The following is a 16,752-nucleotide window of genomic DNA, read 5'->3' as shown; positions in this document are numbered from 1 at the left end:
TAGCGGGTTGAAGAGGAAGTTTTTATGAGTAGAAAACGTAGAGCTCCTGTTAGACTGGTTCTTCCAGATCCAGTGTATCAAGACGTAGTGATTTCTAAATGTGTAAACAGCTTAATGTTAGACGGAAAGAAATCTGCAGCAGAAAAAATCTTTTACGGTGCGATGAACATCGTAGAAAAGAAAACAGGCGAAGAGCCATTAAAAGTATTTAAGAAAGCACTTTCAAATATTAAGCCAGCGGTTGAGGTTAAGTCTCGTCGTATTGGTGGTGCTACTTACCAAATCCCAGTAGAAGTAAGACCTAACAGACGTCAGTCTTTAGCACTTAGATGGCTTAGAGAGTACTCTAAGAACAGAGGTGGTAAGACAATGATGGAGAAGTTAGCAGATGAAATCATCGATGCTTCTCAAGGTAGAGGTGGAGCTGTTAAGAAACGTGAAGACGTTTACAAAATGGCTGAAGCAAATAAGGCATTTGCTCACCTTAAGTGGTAATATAATTTAAATTCTAATTGCAATTTTTATGGCTTCCTAGGTTCTCAAACTTAGGAAGCCATTTTTAGTAAAAGGCTTAGGGAATATGAGCTCAACTCAAATCGACAATATCCGAAACATTGGAATCATGGCGCATATCGATGCAGGAAAGACTACGACAACTGAGCGTATTCTCTACTACACAGGTAAAAGCCATAAGATAGGTGAAGTGCATGATGGTGCAGCGACTATGGACTGGATGGTTCAAGAGCAAGAGAGGGGTATTACAATTACTTCTGCTGCAACAACTTGTATGTGGAATAAGAAAAATATCAATATCATCGATACTCCAGGGCACGTAGACTTCACTATTGAAGTGGAGAGAGCGCTAAGAGTTTTAGATGGTGCCGTAGGTGTCTTTGATGCTGTATCTGGAGTAGAGCCACAATCTGAAACAGTATGGGCTCAGGCCGATAAGTATAAAGTTCCAAGAATTGCCTTTGTTAATAAAATGGATAGAGTCGGCGCAGACTTTCAAAATTGTGTTGAAGAAATTAGAGAGAGACTTGGTAAGAAGGCTGCGGCCATTCAAATTCCAATTGGTTCTGCTGAAGAATTTCAAGGAATGATTGATTTAATTGAAATGAAAGCTCTCTTTTTTGGAGATGATAATTTAGGTGCAACTGTTGATACGCAAGATATTCCAAGTGATCTAAGTGATGAGGCTACGATGGCCAGAGAGGAGCTTATTGAAGCTCTTTGTGATTATGACGATGAATTGGCAGAGGCTTATCTTGGTGGTGAAGAGATAACAATCACTACGATTAAAGAAGCTATTAGATCTGCAGTAATTAATGATGATTTTATTCCTGTACTTTGTGGATCAGCATTTAAAAACAAAGGTGTTCAGCCTTTATTGGATGCGATCTGTGATTACCTACCATCTCCTATAGATAGAGGAGAAATTAAAGGACATAGTGCAAAGGATATTGAAAAAGAAGATACAAGAAAGCCTTCGGAAGAAGATCTCTTCAGTGGACTGGCTTTTAAAATTGCATCTGATCCTTTTGTAGGGATGCTTCACTACGTGAGAATTTACTCCGGAACTTTAAAGCAAGGTGCAACTATATATAATCCGCATAAGAAGAAAAAAGAAAGAATTACAAAAATTCTTCAGATGCATGCAGATAAGAGAACTGAATTAGCGGAAGCTAAAGCAGGTGATATTGTTGCCGTATCTGGGCTTAAAGAGACGATTACAGGGGAAACTCTTTGTATGGATCATAAACCGATTGTTTATGATTTAATGGACTTTCCTGAGTCTGTAATTTCGATTGCAATAGAGCCAAAAACGACAGCAGATGAGAAAAAATTAATGGACTCTCTTTCTAGACTAAAGCTAGAGGATCCTTCGTTCACATTTAATAATAATAAAGAAACGGGTCAGTTACTCATATTTGGTATGGGAGAGTTGCACCTAGAGATTATTGCTGACAGACTCGAAAGAGAATTTAAAGTTGGAATTAGAGTCGGAGCTCCTCAAGTATCTTATAGAGAAAGTGTGCTTGCCGCAGGTGTTGGTGAGAATACTTTTGATAAAGAGCACGGAGGTAAACTTCAATTCGGTCATGTGAAGCTGAAGGTTGAGCCAGTTGATTGTCAGGGTGGAATTGAATTCTTCACTGAGTTGACTAAGAGAGATCTTCCTCAGGAATTTATCGACGCAATTGAGAAGTCTATTCGTGATACGGCCCCGGGTGGTGCAATGGCGGGATACGCGTTTATCAATATCAAGGTTACTCTCTTAGAGGCAAAGTATAGTGAAGAGTCTTCGTCAGAAGTTGCATATATAATTGCAGCTTCAAATGCGTTTAGAGAGGCATGTCAGAGTGCAGGTATTGGTCTTCTAGAGCCGTTAATGTCTTTAGAGGTTGTAACTCCAATCGATTACACTGGCGATGTTATTTCAGATATTAATATGAAGCGCGGAAAAGTGTTGGCAATGAACGCAAAGCAAAATAAAGAAGTTGTTGAAGCGGAAGTACCACTAGCAGAGATGTTTGGTTATAGTACTGACCTGAGATCTAAATCTCAAGGGAGAGCAAGTTTTACGATGAACTTTAGTAAGTACGAAAACCTCTCAAGAGAAATGGCAAAAGAAATTTTAGAAAAGAAAGGTATCTATATTTAATATTAAGTAAAAAAATTTTTTACGAAATTTAGGAGAATTAAAAATGGCAAAGGAATCTTTTGACAGAAGTAAGCCCCACGTAAACATTGGTACGATTGGGCACGTTGACCACGGTAAAACAACATTAACAGCAGCAATTTCAATCACACTTGCAAATGCAATGGGTGGAGAAGTTAGAAAATTCGACGAGATTGACTCTGCTCCAGAAGAAAAAGCGAGAGGGATTACAATTAATACTTCTCACATTGAGTACGAGACAGCTAATCGTCACTATGCTCACGTAGACTGTCCAGGTCACGCCGATTATGTAAAGAACATGATTACAGGTGCTGCACAGATGGACGGAGCGATCCTAGTATGTTCAGCGGCAGATGGGCCAATGCCACAAACTAGAGAGCACATCCTTCTTGCTAGACAGGTTGGTGTACCAGCGATCGTAGTATTCTTAAACAAAGTAGACCAAGTAGATGATGAAGAACTACTTGAGCTAGTAGAGATGGAAGTAAGAGAACTTCTTTCTTCTTATGACTTCCCAGGTGACGATCTTCCAATCGTAGCAGGTTCAGCGCTTGCAGCACTTGAGATGAGAGACGATGCAATTGGAAAAGACAAAGTACTTGAGCTAATGGCACAAGTTGACGAGTATATTCCAACTCCAGAAAGAGATATTGATAAGAACTTCCTAATGCCAGTAGAAGACGTTTTCTCAATTTCAGGACGTGGTACAGTTTGTACAGGTAGAATTGAAAGAGGTATCGTTAAGGTAAACGAAGAAGTAGAAATCGTAGGTATCAAAGAAACAACTAAGACAACTGTAACAGGTGTTGAGATGTTCAGAAAGTTACTTGACGAAGGTAGAGCAGGTGATAACGTAGGTCTTCTTTTAAGAGGTGTTAAAAGAGAAGAGATCGAGCGTGGTCAGTGTTTAATTAAGCCAGGAACAGTAACTCCACACTCTAAGTTTAAGTGTGAAGTTTATATTCTTTCTAAAGAAGAAGGTGGAAGACACACTCCAATCTTTAAGGGATATAGACCACAATTTTACTTCAGAACAACAGACGTTACTGGAGCGATCGAGTTAGCAGCTGGAACAGAGATGATCATGCCAGGTGATAACACTTCATTCGACGTAGAGTTAATTACTCCAATCGCAATGGAAAAAGGTCTTAAGTTCGCAATCCGTGAGGGTGGTAGAACGATTGGTGCTGGAACAGTATCTGAGATCGTAGAGTAGATCGAGAGAGAACCTTAATAAGGTTCTCGGTTCGAGATACAAAAATAAGAAAAATCAAGGCCGTCTTCGGATGGCCTTTTTATTAAGAGCGATAGTAAAAAGTTTTAATCACGAAACACTTAATAGAAAATGTCTTTGATTACTTCTATTAGAAATATATCTATTTCTATTGACAGTTAACCGACGGAAGATTTCCAGTAAATGAGTACAAATTAAGGTAGTAAATAAATGTCCAAGCTATTTGAACTTTTAACTGAAGAGTTTTATTTATGGGAAACTTTAACAGCTTCTTCTATTGAATCTGATGATTATAATTTAATTGCTACTTATCCCTCGAATGATGTTGGTTTTTTGAATATTGCTATCAAGAAAAGCTCACAGTTTAAATATACAAGTAACGAGCTTAAAGATCTTCAAGACTTCTTTAATAGTAAAGAAACTAAGGGAAATATTGTAATTGAGTATCTAGAGTCTAGGCGAGATGATGCCATTGAAAATAGCGAGTACTTCTTTAAAGGGGCCATAGAGGCCCAGAATGTTCCTTCGGGCGATATTGAAGTCTTAGAGACAGATGATTACCTGATGTTCTCTGAATGCATTCAAAATGGATTTGAGTATCCAGAGGGATTCGCTAGTGGATTTGCTAAAAAGATGGAGTCAGTTTCTTCAAAAATGGAGTGTCGATTCTTTTTATTAAAGTATAAAGGGGAAGTTGCTAGTATTACTTCGTTTTTTAAAACTCCAAAGAATAACTATTATTGCATGATGAATACATCAACTATGCATAAATTTAGAAAGAGGGGACTCTCTGAAATCTTAATAAGCTACTCTCATAGTACTTTAAATGGAGATGTCTTCGCACGAACAAATAATCCTCACATGGCAAGCCTTTTAAGAAAGATGAATTACAGTGCAGGAGATAGGTTTCAAATAGTACCCGTTGATGCCCTGACATGAATTCTTTTCTTCCCTTTCTAGGTTGCATGAAAATTTAAAGCGCCCGCCAAGAGAACGCCAATTGACCTCAATTTGAATCTTAAATGTGAAGAAAGGGTCTTGGTTGTTGTTGAGAGGCTATTTGGCCAAGATTATAGGAATACCTCTCTGGCCATAGGATTTGAAGGGTTAAATTTTGAAGAATAAGATCATATTAAGAATTTTTTTGGAGATGAATCTGGAGGTAGAGGGAATTTGTTTAATAGTCTCGTGAGTTGATAAAATTGAAAAGAAATGAGCGCATTTATTCTTTTTGCAAAAAAAAATAAAAATTTTTCGGATAAAAGTGGAAAAGAGATTGACAAAGGGCCCAATAACTCATAAAACCCTGACTCTATATGTAAAAAAAATGAGGATTTAGTAGTCATGAAAGAACCAAGACTAAGAATTAAGCTTAGAGCTTACGATTATAAATTACTTGATAACTCTGTTAACGAAATCGTTAACACTGCAAAAGAAACTGGTGCCAGAGTTGCTGGTCCAATTCCTCTTCCAACAGAAATTAACAAATTTACTGTACTTAGAGGACCACACGTTAACAAAAAGTCTAGAGAGCAGTTCGAAATGAGAACTCACAAGAGACTTATTGATATCGTAGACCCAACACAACAAACTGTTGATAGCCTAATGAAGTTAGACTTATCAGCTGGTGTTGATGTAGAAATTAAATACTAATCAAGAGTTAGATTAAGTTTTAACTCAATTTTTTATTAACCATGCATGCATCCCTAAGAGTAGGGTGATGCTGTGGAGGATCAATGACAGAAGAAAATACAGCTGTTGAGAATCAGTCTACTGAAAATTCTGCAACTGCAAATTCAATCGACCTTCCTGCATTTTTCGGCGTAAAAGCAGGTATGACTCGAATTTTCGATGAAAACGGTAACCATGTTCCTGTGACAGTCGTAAAATTAATCCCAAACATTGTAACTCAAGTTAAGACTGTCGAAACAGACGGTTATGAAGCTTATCAAGTTGGTTACGGTGAGAAGAGAGAGAAGTTGGTTAAAAAGCCAACGAAAGGTCACTTAAAGAAAGCAAACGTTAGCGCTAACTTAACAAAGTTTGCTGAAATCAAAAACGAAACAGTTTCAACTGACGACTTAGGTAAAGAGTTATCTGTAGCTAACTTTACTCCTGAAACTTACGTAGATGTAACAGGTGTTACAAAAGGTAAGGGTTTCCAGGGTGTAATGAAGAGATATAACTTTGCAGGTGGTCCAGCGTCTCACGGTTCTCACTTCCATAGAACAAACGGTTCAATTGGTAACAGAGCAACTCCAGGTAGAGTTTTCAAGCTTAAGAAAATGCCAGGACACATGGGTGCAGTTAAACAAACAGTTCAAAATGTCAAAGTTGTAGAAGTTAATACAGAGAAAGGTTATATGCTTATTAAAGGATCATTACCTGGATCAAAAAATGGCTTCGTTAAAATAGCTAAAGCTTTGAAGAAATAATTAAGGGGTTGTAAAGATGACAGATATAACAGTACTTAATGGAAAATTCGAAACTTCAGGTAAGCTTAGCACAAATGTAAGTCTTACTTCTGAAGATATAAATGTTCCTGTAGTTCACCAAGTAGTTAAGGCTACATTAGCTGGTAGAAGACAAGGAAACGCATGTACGAAGACTAGAGGTCAAGTAAGCGGTGGTGGAGCAAAGCCTTTCAAGCAAAAAGGAACAGGTAGAGCTCGTCAAGGTTCAACAAGAGCGTCGATCATGGTCGGTGGTGGAACTACATTTGGACCAAAGCCAAGAAGCTATGATCAAAAGTTAAATAAGAAAGTAGCAGCTAAAGCAATTCAATCTGTATTAGCTGATAAGCTTCAAGCTGGAAAGTTAACAGTTGTTGACTCTTTTGACTCAAACGGAAAGACAAAAGAACTATACACAACTCTTAACAGCAAAGGCCTTCTTCCTGCACTAGTAGTTGCAGAGAAAAAAGACTCTTTAGCAATTAGAGCAGCTAAGAACTTACAATATGGTAAAGGTCTTGCTGTTGAAGGTTTCAGTGTTTACGAAGCTGTTAAATACGAAAACTTAGTAATTGAAAAAGCTGCTCTTGAAGCGCTTTTAGGAAGATTGGGGTAAGAAATGGCACAAATTGAAAATGTTATCGTAAAACCATTGATTACAGAAAAAGCAGCAGTTGCAACTGAGAAATATAATAGATACGGATTTGTAGTAAATCTTAAGTCTAATAAGAATCAGATTAAAGAAGCAGTTGAAAGTCTTTATGATGTAAAGGTTTTAAGTGTTAAAACGAATATCACTCCAGGTAAAGTAAAGAGAGTTGGAAAGTCGATTAAGAAGACTTCTAAACTTAAGAAAGCTTATGTGGAGCTTGGTGAAGGTCAAAAAATAGAATTCTTTAAAGGAATCTAATTAGATAAAGTAGAAGAGGAAGAACTATGGGTATTAAAAAATTTAAACCGACAACTCCTTCGCTAAGACGTATGCAAGTCGTAAACAGCGACGAGTTGACTAAAGGTGTAGCACCCGAAAAGAAATTATTAGCTCCTAAAAAGAGCACGGCAGGTAGAAACAACGCTGGTAGAATCACTGTTAGACACAGAGGTGGCGGAGTTAAGAGAAGATACAGAGTAATTGATTTCAAAAGAAACAAGCTCGATATCCCTGCTAAAGTACAGGCGATTAGTTACGATCCAAACAGAACTTGTAACATTGCTCTTCTAGCATATGCTGATGGTGAGAAAAGATATATTCTTGCTCCTGTTGGTTTAAATGTTGGAGACACTGTTATTTCATCTGCGACTGCGGATATTACTGTTGGTAACTCTAAGCAATTAAAGGACATCCCAGTTGGTACATTAGTTCACAATGTTGAGCTACACCCAGGTGCAGGTGGACAATTTGCTAGATCAGCTGGAGCCTATGTACAAGTAATGGCGAAAGAGGGTGAGAGTGCACTTCTAAGAATGCCTTCAGGTGAGCTTAGAAAAGTAAGATCTGTTTGTAGAGCCACAATTGGTCAAGTTGGAAATCTTGATCATGAGAAAAGAAACATTGGTAAGGCCGGGCGTAAGAGAAAGCTTGGTTTCAGACCAACGGTTCGTGGTGTTGTTATGAATCCAGTTGATCACCCACACGGTGGTGGTGAAGGTAGAACATCAGGTGGTAGACACCCTGTTACACCTTGGGGTAAACCAACTAAAGGTTTCAAAACAAGAAAGAATAAAAGAACAGATAAATTTATTGTTAAAAGAAGAAAATAGGTTAGGGAGATATAGATGGCCCGTTCACTTAAAAAAGGTCCTTTTGTTGATTATCACTTACTTGAAAAAGTTTTCAAGGTAATCGGAGATGAGAGCAAAAGTTCAAAAGTAATTAAGACTTGGTCTAGAAGATCAACAATTGTTCCAGAGTTTATTGGACTAACATTTGCTGTTCATAACGGTAAAAAGTTTATTCCAGTTTACGTAACTGACAATATGATTGGACACAAGTTAGGGGAATTTGCACTTACTAGAACGTACTACGGTCACGGCGCTGATAAGAAAGCAAAAAGAAAATAAGAATTTTTAATGCCCTTCGGGGCATATAAATTAGGAGAGGCTCGCTATGGCCATTACAGTTAAGAATCGCAGAGTAGGAATAGCTCCGAGAAAAGTAAGACAAGTTTGCGACTTAGTTAGAAATAAAAAAGCATCTGAAGCAATTAAGATTCTACGTTTTTGCGAAAAGAAAGAAATTGCACTTATGCTTACAAAGTTAATCAATAGTGGACTTGCTATTGCAGCTGATTCTGACAAGTACGATATTGATAATCTAGTTCTGACTCAAATCTTTGCAGATGAGGGTCCAACTCTAAAAAGAGTTCAGCCAAGAGCTCAAGGCCGTGCCTTTAGAGTTAGAAAAAGAAGTAGTCACGTTACTTTAGAATTAAAAGAAGCATAGGAAGGATACAATGGGACAAAAAGTACATCCATATGGTTTTAGATTAGGTTATATAAAAGGTTGGCAATCTAACTGGTATGCAAAAGACAACTATGCACAACAGTTAAAGGAAGATCTTGCAATCAGAAATTATGTTGAAAAAAACATGAAGAATGCAGCTGTAGCTAAAACTGATATTTCGAGAACGTCTGATCAAATCAAGGTTACTGTTTATACAGCTAAGCCTGGTGTAGCGATCGGAAAGAAAGGTGCAGGAATTGAGAAAATTAGAGAAGACCTTAAGAAGTTAACTAAGGGAACTTTAATCTTCAATATTGCTGAAGTAAAAAGACCAGATGCAGATTCAAAGCTAATCGCAGAGAATATCGCATCTCAGTTAGAAAAACGTGTTGCTTTTAGAAGAGCTATGAAAAAGGTTATGCAATCTGCTTTCAGAGCTGGAGTTAAAGGTATCAGAGTTAGAACTGCTGGTCGTCTTGGTGGTGCAGAAATGGCAAGAGCTGAGGGATACTCAGAAAGAAAAGTGCCTCTTCATACACTAAGAGCTGATATAGATTACTCAACAGCCGAAGCTCACACTACATACGGTGTAATTGGAGTTAAGGTTTGGGTATATAAGGGAGAAGTCTACGTATAAACTATTTTAGTTTGTAGATTTGAATAAATGGTGCACCTCTGGCGCGTGAATAAAACGAGTTAAGTGCTAACTGATTAGAAACACAGTATTTTTGAGGTCAATATGCTAAGTCCTAAAAGAGTAAAGTGGCGTAAACAACATAAAGGTAGAATGAAGGGCAAAGCCAACCGTGGAAATAATATCACGTTTGGTGAATTTGCTATACAAGCGACATCTTGTGGGTATATAACAAGCCGACAAATTGAAGCAGCCCGTATTGCCATGACAAGAAAGATTAAAAGAGGTGGTAACGTTTGGATTAAGATTTTTCCAGACAAGTCTCTTACTAAGAAACCAGCTGAAGTTAGAATGGGGAAAGGTAAAGGTTCTCCAGAAAAATGGGTGGCAGTAGTTAAACCAGGTCGTGTACTTTTCGAAATTAAGCACTTTGATGCTCAATTGAGTAAAGAAGCTTTAAAGCTAGCAATGTACAAGCTTCCTGTTAAGACTAGAATTATTAAAAGAGAAGAATAATTCCGAGACGGAATGATTGCGAGGCGAAGATGCAAAAACTAGAATTAAGCGAAATAAGTGGATTAGATAACAAGCAAATTGACGCCAAGGTTAAAGAGATTAGAACTAGTCTCTTTAACATGAGAATGCAAAAAGCAGCATCAGGGCTAGAGAAGCCACATGCTGTTAGAATTGCTAAAGGAAATATTGCTCGTTTATTAACAGTAAAGAATTCTAAAGGTAAGTAGTGATGAGTGTTGAAAAGAAAAAATTTAAGAGAAAGCTAGAAGGTGTTGTTGTCTCTGATAAGAATGACAAAACTATAACAGTTAATGTTGTTCGTCGTTTTAAGCACAGAACTTATAATAAGTTCGTATCTTTTAGTAAGAGATATCACGCTCATGATGAAAACAATACGGCAAAACTTGGTGACAAGGTAACGATTATTGAATCGAGACCTCACTCTAAGTTGAAAAAGTGGGAACTTGTTGGAGCTCAGAAGTAATCTGACTACCGAGTTAATGTTAAGCTGATTTAGATGGAGAAAAACCCATGATTCAAATGCAATCAAAGCTTCTGGTAGCTGATAACTCAGGAGCAAAAGAAGTTAAATGTGTTAAGGTTTTAGGCGGTTCAAAGAGAATGAGCGCTGGCCTTGGCGATATTATAGTGGTAGCTGTACAACAAACACTTCCTGGTGGAAAGATCAAGAAGGGTGATGTTAAGAAAGCAGTTATTGTACGTACGGCATACCCATTAAGAAGAGAAGATGGATCATATATCCAATTTGATAATAATAGTGTGGTGATCTTAAACAACAATAATGAGCCTGTAGGAACTCGTATCTTTGGGCCTGTTGCGAGAGAATTAAGAGGAAAGAACTTTACGAAGATCTGTTCTCTAGCACCGGAAGTTTTATAACTTGCAAGGATATTAGAGATGCAGAAGATAAAAGTTAATGATGAAGTAGTGGTAATTGCAGGAAAAGACAAAGGTAAAACGGGTAAAGTTCAAAGACTTAACCTTAAGAAGAGTACTCTAGTTGTTGAAGGTGTAAACCTTGCTAGAAAAGCCCTAAAGCCTTCTCAAGAAAATCCTGCTGGTGGTTTTGCTGATATGGAAAAGCCAATCCACTTAAGTAATGTTGCTGTAGTTAGTCCTAAGACAAAAAAGGCTACTAGAGTAAGATTTGAAGAGAAAGACGGTAAACAGGTAAGAGTAGCAGTTGCTTGCGGCTCTGTACTGAAGTAAGTTGAGGCTGACGATGAGTAGATTACAAAAAACTTATAAAAATGAAGTAGTTGGTAAGTTAAGAGATAAGTACCAGTACAAGAATATTCACCAAGTTCCAAAGCTTGAGAAAATTGTTGTTAACTGTTGTACTAAAGATGCTGTTACAAATTCTAAGGTTGTTGACTCAATCATTAAGGATTTAACTGCAATCGCTGGACAAAAGCCTGTAGTGGCAACTGCTAAGAAATCAATCGCATCTTTTAAAGTTAGAGAAGGTATGCCACTAGGTGCTTCTGTAACTCTTAGAGGTGAAAGAATGTATGACTTCTTAGACAGATTGATCACAATATCTTTACCAAGAGTACGTGACTTTAGAGGTGTTTCTAAGAAAGGTTTCGACGGACGTGGGAATTATACACTAGGTCTTAAAGAGCAAATTATGTTCTCTGAGATTACATATGACCAAATCGATAAGGTTAGAGGTCTTGGTGTATCAATTGTTACGACTGCAACAAATAACGATGAAGGTCGTGAGTTATTAACTTTATTAGGAATGCCTTTCGCAAAATAATAAATCTTGAGGATGAGATAATGGCTAGAAAAGCAAAAATCGTTAACAACGAAATGAAGAAAAGACTAAGCTCAAAGTATGCTCCTGTAAGAGCTGAGCTTAAGAAGATTATTAATGATACTAACTCTACAGATGAGCAAGTAGCGGAAGCAACAATTAAGCTTCAGAAGCTACCAAGAAACTCTTCTTCTGTAAGAGTTAGAAATAGATGTGTATTAACTGGTAGACCAAGAGGAAACTACAGAGCATTTGGACTTTCAAGAATTAAGTTCAGAGAATTAGCTCTAAGTGGAATGATTCCTGGTGTAACTAAATCAAGCTGGTAATTAAGGAGCTGACTTATGATGACTGATCCTATTGCGGATATGCTGACTAGAATGAGAAATGCGATTAAAGCGGGTCACGACAGAGTTGAGTTTCCTGCTTCAAAAGCAAAAGCTGGTCTTTGTAAAGTTTTAAAAGATGAAGGATATATTCGTTCTTTTAAGATTATCGCTAAAAGCAAAAATGATATTAAAATTAAAGTTCTTTTTAAAGAAGATGCTATTGTTGGCCTAGAGAGAGTATCTAAGCCTGGTCTAAGAAGATATTCAGGTTATTCTGATATTCCTAGAGTAATTAGTGGTCTTGGAACTGCGATCGTTTCTACTTCTAAGGGAATTATTTCTGATAGAGAAGCTAAGAAACTTAAAGTAGGCGGAGAAATTCTCTGCAACGTATGGTAGGAGTTTACAATGTCTAGAATTGGTAAAGTACCTGTAGAAATTCCAGAGAAAGTAGAAGTTAAAGTTAATGGTGCTCACGTTGCTGTTAAGGGTCCTAAGGGACAACTAGAGTATACTTTTACTGATAAAGTTACAATTTCACTTGAAGACAAAAGTGTTGTAGTTAAGCCTGTTGATGAGTCTAAAGAGTCAAGATCTCTTTGGGGAACAACAAGAACATTAGTAAACAATATGGTTACTGGTGTATCTGAAGGTTTTACAAGAACACTAGAGTTTAACGGTGTTGGTTATAAAGCAGCTGTAAGTGGTGGAACAATCACTTTAAACCTTGGTTACTCACATCCAATTGACTATGTGTTGCCAACAGGTGTAGAAGCTAAAGTTAACAAGAACGTTATTGACCTAACTGGTTGTGATAAAGAACTTGTTGGTTTTGCAGCAGCAAAAATCAGATCATTTAGACCACCAGAGCCTTATAAAGGTAAGGGTGTTAAATACTCTGACGAAACAATTATTAGAAAAGCAGGTAAGGCTGGATCTAAGTAAGATCCGGCTTTCGCCGTTTATTAACATTTGCCTTGAAATAGCAAAGCTTAGGGTGGAGAAAATATGAGAAAGCAAAATGGCAAGATAATCAATGCCGCACAATCTCGTCGTTACCGTAGAAAGTTAGCGATTCGTTCAAAAATTAATGGTTCAGCAGATCGTCCAAGAATTTGTGTATTCCGTTCAAACAAAAATTTATCTGTACAGGTAATTGATGACAATGCTCAGCAAACACTTTTTTCTGTTCAAACATACGGAAAAGATGCTGTAGGCGCTGGAAGCAATAAAGAAGCAGCAAAAACTGTTGGTGCTAAAGTTGCTGAAGGATTAAAAGGGAAGAACATAACTACTGCTGTATTTGATAGAAGTGGTTATAAGTACCATGGTGTTATCGCAACTCTTGCTGATAGTGTAAGAGAAAACGGAATTCAGATTTAAGGGGCATCTCATGACTGAAGAAACTAAAGTAGAAGAAACAAAAGTAGAAGCGAAAGCTGAAAATAAGAAAGCTCCAAAGAAGAAGCAAGGAACTAGAAAGCCTAAGGCTGCGGCACCTGTTTCTGAATTTGAAGAAAGAGTAGTAGCTGTTAACCGTGTTGCTAAAGTTGTTAAGGGTGGTAGAAGATTTTCTTTTGCTGCACTAATGATCGTTGGTGATAAGAAAGGTAGAGTTGGTTACGGTTTAGGTAAGGCGAAAGAAGTACCTGAAGCAATTAGAAAAGCAACTCAAGCGGCACAGAAAAGTATGATTAACGTACCTCTAGATAGTGGAACTATTCCTCACGAAGTAACTGGTGAATTTGATGCAGGTAAGATCCTGTTTAAGCCGGCTGCTAACGGTACAGGGGTTAAGGCTGCTGGTGCATGTCGTTCAATCATGGAACTTGCTGGTGTAACTGACGTATTAACAAAATCTCTAAGAGGAAATAATCCTCACAATATCGTAAAGGCAACTTTTGATGCTCTTAAGAACTTAAGAAGTGTTGATCAAGTAGCTAAGATTAGAGGAAAAGAAGCTCAAGGGCTTAGAATCAAGTAGTTGAGGATATAAAAATGGCCGGAAAAACTATAACTGTAAAATTAAAGAAAAGTACTATTGGTTGTACTGACAAGCAGAAGGCAAATGTTCGTGGACTAGGTCTTAGAAAGACTGGAACTGAGAAAACATTAGAAAATACACCTGCTGTTCGTGGAATGATCAAGAAAGTTATTCACCTTTTAGACATAAAAGAGAACTAAGACCATATTGGGGAATTATATGTTGACGTTAAATAATCTTAGCAGCCCAAAGGGCGCACATAGAAATATAAAAAGACTAGGTCGTGGACAAGGTTCAGGGCAAGGTAAGCAAGCTGGTAAAGGGCACAAAGGTCAAAAGGCGAGAGCTGGTGGCGGTGTTAGAACTGGTTTTGAAGGTGGGGCAATGCCACTATATATGAGACTTCCTAAGAGAGGTTTCTCTAATGCACCATTTAAAACTATTTACGCTGAAGTTAACCTTGCGATTGTTGAAGCAAAATTCACAACTGAAGAAGTTACTCGTGAAGCGCTAGTTGAGAAAGGTATCCTAAAAGGTATCAATAAAAGAAGACCAATTAAAATTCTTGGTAACGGAGAGCTTTCAAAATCGTTAACTTTTGTTAATATTGATAAGTTTTCTAAATCAGCTGAAGAAATGGTTTCTAAGGCTGGCGGAAAAATCGAAACTAAAAAGTAAGGATTTTAATAAATGTCTACTGCTCATGGAAAGCTAGAAGAGCTTAAGAAAAAAGTATTTTTCACGTTTTTATTACTTGCCGTATATAGAATGGCTGCGCAAATACCAGTTCCTGGTGTAAATGCCGCAGCTATTGCTTCATACTTTGCTGAAAGTGGTGGCGGGATCTTCGATCTTATCAACACTTTCAGTGGTGGTGCCTTTAAAAGGTTCTCGGTTCTTGCACTAGGAATTATGCCGTATATTACGACATCAATTATCTTCTCTTTATTAGGAGAGGTGATTCCGCAGATTCAAGAACTACAAGAAGACTCGGAAGGTAATAAGAAAATCCAAAAGTGGACAAGATATGCAACTGTTCTTCTCTGTGCCGTACAGGGATGGGGAATGGCCGTTATGTTTGAAGGGTTCAAGAGTGCTGGTAATATTCCAGTTATTCCAGAGCCTGGAATGCTTTTCAGAATTACTACAGTGATCACTCTTTGTGCCGGGACAATGTTCCTACTTTGGCTTGGTGAGAGAATTACTGAGTATGGACTTGAAAATGGTATCTCATTAATTATCTTTGCTGGTATTGCTGTTGAGTTACCAGCTGAAATGATGCAAAAACTTACTCTTTATAGAAATGGTGAGCTTTCAGGAATTAGCTTATTAATTACAGTAGCTGTAATCCTAGCAGGATTCTTCATTGTGACGTTTATTGAAAGGTCTCAAAGAAGCGTTCCTGTTCAATATGCTAAGAAAGTTGTTCACAATAGAGTATATGGTGGAGCTCAGAGTCTTCCTATTAGGGTAGATACTGGTGGAGTTATGCCTCCTATCTTAGCATCATCACTATTGGCTGCTCCGGCGACTATGGCAAACTTTGTAAGCCAAGGTCACCCATTAAAGCCATACTTAGATACAGTTATTCAATCTCTGTATCCAGGGCAACTATTATTTAATATTTTATTTGCTCTATTAATTGTTTATATGACGTACTTCTATGCACCTATTCAGTTTAAAACGAAGAAGGTGGCTGAGATGTTACAAAAGAATAATGCTTTTGTTCCAGGTGTTAGGCCAGGTGCAAAGACTAAAGAGTACTTAGATTTCATTTTAAATAGAATGACATTCTTTGGAGCTTTATTTTTGGTGGTAATTTGTATTCTGCCAACGATCATTACAGGTGCTAATACAAGGTTTGGTGGGACGTCACTACTTATCCTGGTTAGTGTTTGTGTGCGCGTGATGATGAATGTTCAAGCTTTCATGTTCTCTGATAGATATGAAACAGCTTACAAGTCTCGCGGAAAATATAACGGACAAAATAGAAGGTTTTAATGAAGCCACAATTGATATTACTAGGAGCTCCTGGAACTGGTAAGGGAACTCAGGCAAAGAAAATTGTTGAAAATCTTGGTTATAGCCATGTTTCAACAGGTGACTTGCTTAGAAATGAGATCGCTAAAGACTCGGAGCTTGGTAAGAAGGTTAAGGGGATAATTGATAGGGGTGACCTTGTTAATGATCAAGTGGTTTTAGAGCTTTTGAACGCTAATTGCGATATAGAAAATTCTGCTTATATATTTGATGGATTTCCTAGAAATATTGAGCAAGCACAATTGCTTGAAGAGCACGTTCTTAAGGGCGCGGATTCTAAAGCAATATACTTTAATATAGATTTAGAGGTTTTGGTTGAAAGAATCTCTAATAGAAGGATCGCTCCAAAGAGTGGAGAGATTTATAACCTCCTTTCTAGGCCACCTAAAGTGGAAGGAAAGTGTGATGTTTCTGGTGAAGATCTTATTCATAGAAAAGATGACAATGCAGAAACAGTTAGAAATAGACTGGAAGTCTTTAAGAATACTATTGCCCCTATTTTAGATTATTATGAATCAAAAGGTGTTTTAGTATCTATCGATGCTTCGAGATCAGCTGATGAAGTTTATGGTCTTGTTGTTGAAGCTGTAAATAAATAGAGTTTAAATATATTTTTATCAATATATGTTGCATAATGATTCCGCTTTAGATATAAG

Annotated in this window: 27 protein-coding genes; all 27 read left to right on the top strand. The window is 37.5% G+C overall.

Features of this window, described 5'->3' with window-relative positions:
• The first annotated feature begins 24 nt into the window (after positions 1 to 24).
• Positions 25 to 495 carry a 30S ribosomal protein S7 gene (gene rpsG, locus BMS_RS15770; protein WP_014245823.1) on the top strand — a complete coding sequence of 157 codons (471 nt, stop codon included), beginning with the start codon at positions 25 to 27 and terminating at the stop codon, positions 493 to 495.
• Between the two features lie 85 nt (positions 496 to 580).
• The gene (gene fusA / locus BMS_RS15765) at positions 581 to 2,665 is read left to right on the top strand and encodes an elongation factor G (RefSeq protein ID WP_014245822.1); all 2,085 of its coding nucleotides are present in this window, start codon (positions 581 to 583) and stop codon (positions 2,663 to 2,665) included.
• A gap of 43 nt (positions 2,666 to 2,708) precedes the next feature.
• Entirely contained in the window at positions 2,709 to 3,899 is a 1,191-nt protein-coding gene (gene tuf / locus BMS_RS15760) for an elongation factor Tu (RefSeq protein WP_014245821.1), read from the top strand.
• Between the two features lie 228 nt (positions 3,900 to 4,127).
• The gene (locus BMS_RS15755; RefSeq protein ID WP_014245820.1) at positions 4,128 to 4,856 is read left to right on the top strand and encodes a hypothetical protein; all 729 of its coding nucleotides are present in this window, start codon (positions 4,128 to 4,130) and stop codon (positions 4,854 to 4,856) included.
• A gap of 405 nt (positions 4,857 to 5,261) precedes the next feature.
• On the top strand, positions 5,262 to 5,570 hold the full coding sequence (rpsJ, locus tag BMS_RS15750; protein WP_014245819.1) for a 30S ribosomal protein S10: 309 nt from the start codon (positions 5,262 to 5,264) through the stop codon (positions 5,568 to 5,570).
• 83 nt (positions 5,571 to 5,653) lie between these two features.
• A complete protein-coding gene (gene rplC / locus BMS_RS15745) occupies positions 5,654 to 6,352 on the top strand; it encodes a 50S ribosomal protein L3 (RefSeq protein WP_014245818.1) in 699 nt (232 codons plus the stop codon).
• Positions 6,353 to 6,368: 16 nt separating this feature from the next.
• Positions 6,369 to 6,986, top strand: coding sequence for a 50S ribosomal protein L4 (gene rplD, locus BMS_RS15740; RefSeq protein ID WP_014245817.1), 618 nt, complete (start codon positions 6,369 to 6,371; stop codon positions 6,984 to 6,986).
• Between the two features lie 3 nt (positions 6,987 to 6,989).
• Complete coding sequence (gene rplW / locus BMS_RS15735; protein ID WP_014245816.1) at positions 6,990 to 7,280, top strand: 50S ribosomal protein L23; 291 nt, start codon at positions 6,990 to 6,992, stop codon at positions 7,278 to 7,280.
• A 26-nt stretch (positions 7,281 to 7,306) separates the two neighbouring features.
• Complete coding sequence (rplB, locus tag BMS_RS15730; RefSeq protein ID WP_014245815.1) at positions 7,307 to 8,131, top strand: 50S ribosomal protein L2; 825 nt, start codon at positions 7,307 to 7,309, stop codon at positions 8,129 to 8,131.
• Positions 8,132 to 8,146: 15 nt separating this feature from the next.
• Positions 8,147 to 8,431 carry a 30S ribosomal protein S19 gene (rpsS, locus tag BMS_RS15725; protein ID WP_014245814.1) on the top strand — a complete coding sequence of 95 codons (285 nt, stop codon included), beginning with the start codon at positions 8,147 to 8,149 and terminating at the stop codon, positions 8,429 to 8,431.
• 46 nt (positions 8,432 to 8,477) lie between these two features.
• Positions 8,478 to 8,813, top strand: coding sequence for a 50S ribosomal protein L22 (rplV, locus tag BMS_RS15720; RefSeq protein ID WP_014245813.1), 336 nt, complete (start codon positions 8,478 to 8,480; stop codon positions 8,811 to 8,813).
• Between the two features lie 10 nt (positions 8,814 to 8,823).
• Positions 8,824 to 9,450: a 30S ribosomal protein S3 gene (gene rpsC, locus BMS_RS15715; protein ID WP_014245812.1), complete on the top strand. Its 627-nt coding sequence runs from the start codon at positions 8,824 to 8,826 to the stop codon at positions 9,448 to 9,450.
• A gap of 102 nt (positions 9,451 to 9,552) precedes the next feature.
• The gene (rplP, locus tag BMS_RS15710) at positions 9,553 to 9,963 is read left to right on the top strand and encodes a 50S ribosomal protein L16 (RefSeq protein WP_014245811.1); all 411 of its coding nucleotides are present in this window, start codon (positions 9,553 to 9,555) and stop codon (positions 9,961 to 9,963) included.
• Positions 9,964 to 9,992: 29 nt separating this feature from the next.
• Positions 9,993 to 10,190 (top strand): 50S ribosomal protein L29, encoded by a 198-nt coding sequence (rpmC, locus tag BMS_RS15705; protein WP_014245810.1) that lies wholly within the window; start codon positions 9,993 to 9,995, stop codon positions 10,188 to 10,190.
• Between the two features lie 2 nt (positions 10,191 to 10,192).
• Positions 10,193 to 10,447 carry a 30S ribosomal protein S17 gene (gene rpsQ, locus BMS_RS15700; protein ID WP_014245809.1) on the top strand — a complete coding sequence of 85 codons (255 nt, stop codon included), beginning with the start codon at positions 10,193 to 10,195 and terminating at the stop codon, positions 10,445 to 10,447.
• Positions 10,448 to 10,494: 47 nt separating this feature from the next.
• Positions 10,495 to 10,863 (top strand): 50S ribosomal protein L14, encoded by a 369-nt coding sequence (rplN, locus tag BMS_RS15695; protein WP_014245808.1) that lies wholly within the window; start codon positions 10,495 to 10,497, stop codon positions 10,861 to 10,863.
• A gap of 18 nt (positions 10,864 to 10,881) precedes the next feature.
• The gene (rplX, locus tag BMS_RS15690; RefSeq protein WP_014245807.1) at positions 10,882 to 11,193 is read left to right on the top strand and encodes a 50S ribosomal protein L24; all 312 of its coding nucleotides are present in this window, start codon (positions 10,882 to 10,884) and stop codon (positions 11,191 to 11,193) included.
• A gap of 13 nt (positions 11,194 to 11,206) precedes the next feature.
• Positions 11,207 to 11,746: a 50S ribosomal protein L5 gene (gene rplE, locus BMS_RS15685; RefSeq protein ID WP_014245806.1), complete on the top strand. Its 540-nt coding sequence runs from the start codon at positions 11,207 to 11,209 to the stop codon at positions 11,744 to 11,746.
• Between the two features lie 20 nt (positions 11,747 to 11,766).
• The gene (gene rpsN, locus BMS_RS15680; protein ID WP_014245805.1) at positions 11,767 to 12,072 is read left to right on the top strand and encodes a 30S ribosomal protein S14; all 306 of its coding nucleotides are present in this window, start codon (positions 11,767 to 11,769) and stop codon (positions 12,070 to 12,072) included.
• Between the two features lie 15 nt (positions 12,073 to 12,087).
• Positions 12,088 to 12,471, top strand: a complete 384-nt coding sequence (gene rpsH / locus BMS_RS15675) for a 30S ribosomal protein S8 (protein WP_044557722.1) — start codon at positions 12,088 to 12,090, stop codon at positions 12,469 to 12,471.
• Positions 12,472 to 12,480: 9 nt separating this feature from the next.
• Entirely contained in the window at positions 12,481 to 13,017 is a 537-nt protein-coding gene (gene rplF / locus BMS_RS15670) for a 50S ribosomal protein L6 (protein ID WP_014245803.1), read from the top strand.
• Positions 13,018 to 13,080: 63 nt separating this feature from the next.
• Positions 13,081 to 13,455 (top strand): 50S ribosomal protein L18, encoded by a 375-nt coding sequence (rplR, locus tag BMS_RS15665; RefSeq protein WP_014245802.1) that lies wholly within the window; start codon positions 13,081 to 13,083, stop codon positions 13,453 to 13,455.
• Positions 13,456 to 13,465: 10 nt separating this feature from the next.
• Entirely contained in the window at positions 13,466 to 14,056 is a 591-nt protein-coding gene (gene rpsE / locus BMS_RS15660; RefSeq protein ID WP_014245801.1) for a 30S ribosomal protein S5, read from the top strand.
• Positions 14,057 to 14,070: 14 nt separating this feature from the next.
• Positions 14,071 to 14,256: a 50S ribosomal protein L30 gene (gene rpmD, locus BMS_RS15655; protein ID WP_014245800.1), complete on the top strand. Its 186-nt coding sequence runs from the start codon at positions 14,071 to 14,073 to the stop codon at positions 14,254 to 14,256.
• Positions 14,257 to 14,278: 22 nt separating this feature from the next.
• Positions 14,279 to 14,734, top strand: a complete 456-nt coding sequence (rplO, locus tag BMS_RS15650; protein ID WP_044558239.1) for a 50S ribosomal protein L15 — start codon at positions 14,279 to 14,281, stop codon at positions 14,732 to 14,734.
• Positions 14,735 to 14,746: 12 nt separating this feature from the next.
• Positions 14,747 to 16,057 carry a preprotein translocase subunit SecY gene (gene secY / locus BMS_RS15645; RefSeq protein WP_014245798.1) on the top strand — a complete coding sequence of 437 codons (1,311 nt, stop codon included), beginning with the start codon at positions 14,747 to 14,749 and terminating at the stop codon, positions 16,055 to 16,057.
• Positions 16,057 to 16,695, top strand: coding sequence for an adenylate kinase (locus tag BMS_RS15640; RefSeq protein WP_014245797.1), 639 nt, complete (start codon positions 16,057 to 16,059; stop codon positions 16,693 to 16,695). The genes secY and BMS_RS15640 overlap by 1 nt, the downstream gene beginning before the upstream one ends.
• Positions 16,696 to 16,752: the final 57 nt, after the last annotated feature.

Source organism: Halobacteriovorax marinus SJ (assembly GCF_000210915.2).
In the GTDB taxonomy this organism is placed as follows: domain Bacteria; phylum Bdellovibrionota; class Bacteriovoracia; order Bacteriovoracales; family Bacteriovoracaceae; genus Halobacteriovorax; species Halobacteriovorax marinus.
This window is presented reverse-complemented; position numbering and strand designations above follow the sequence as displayed.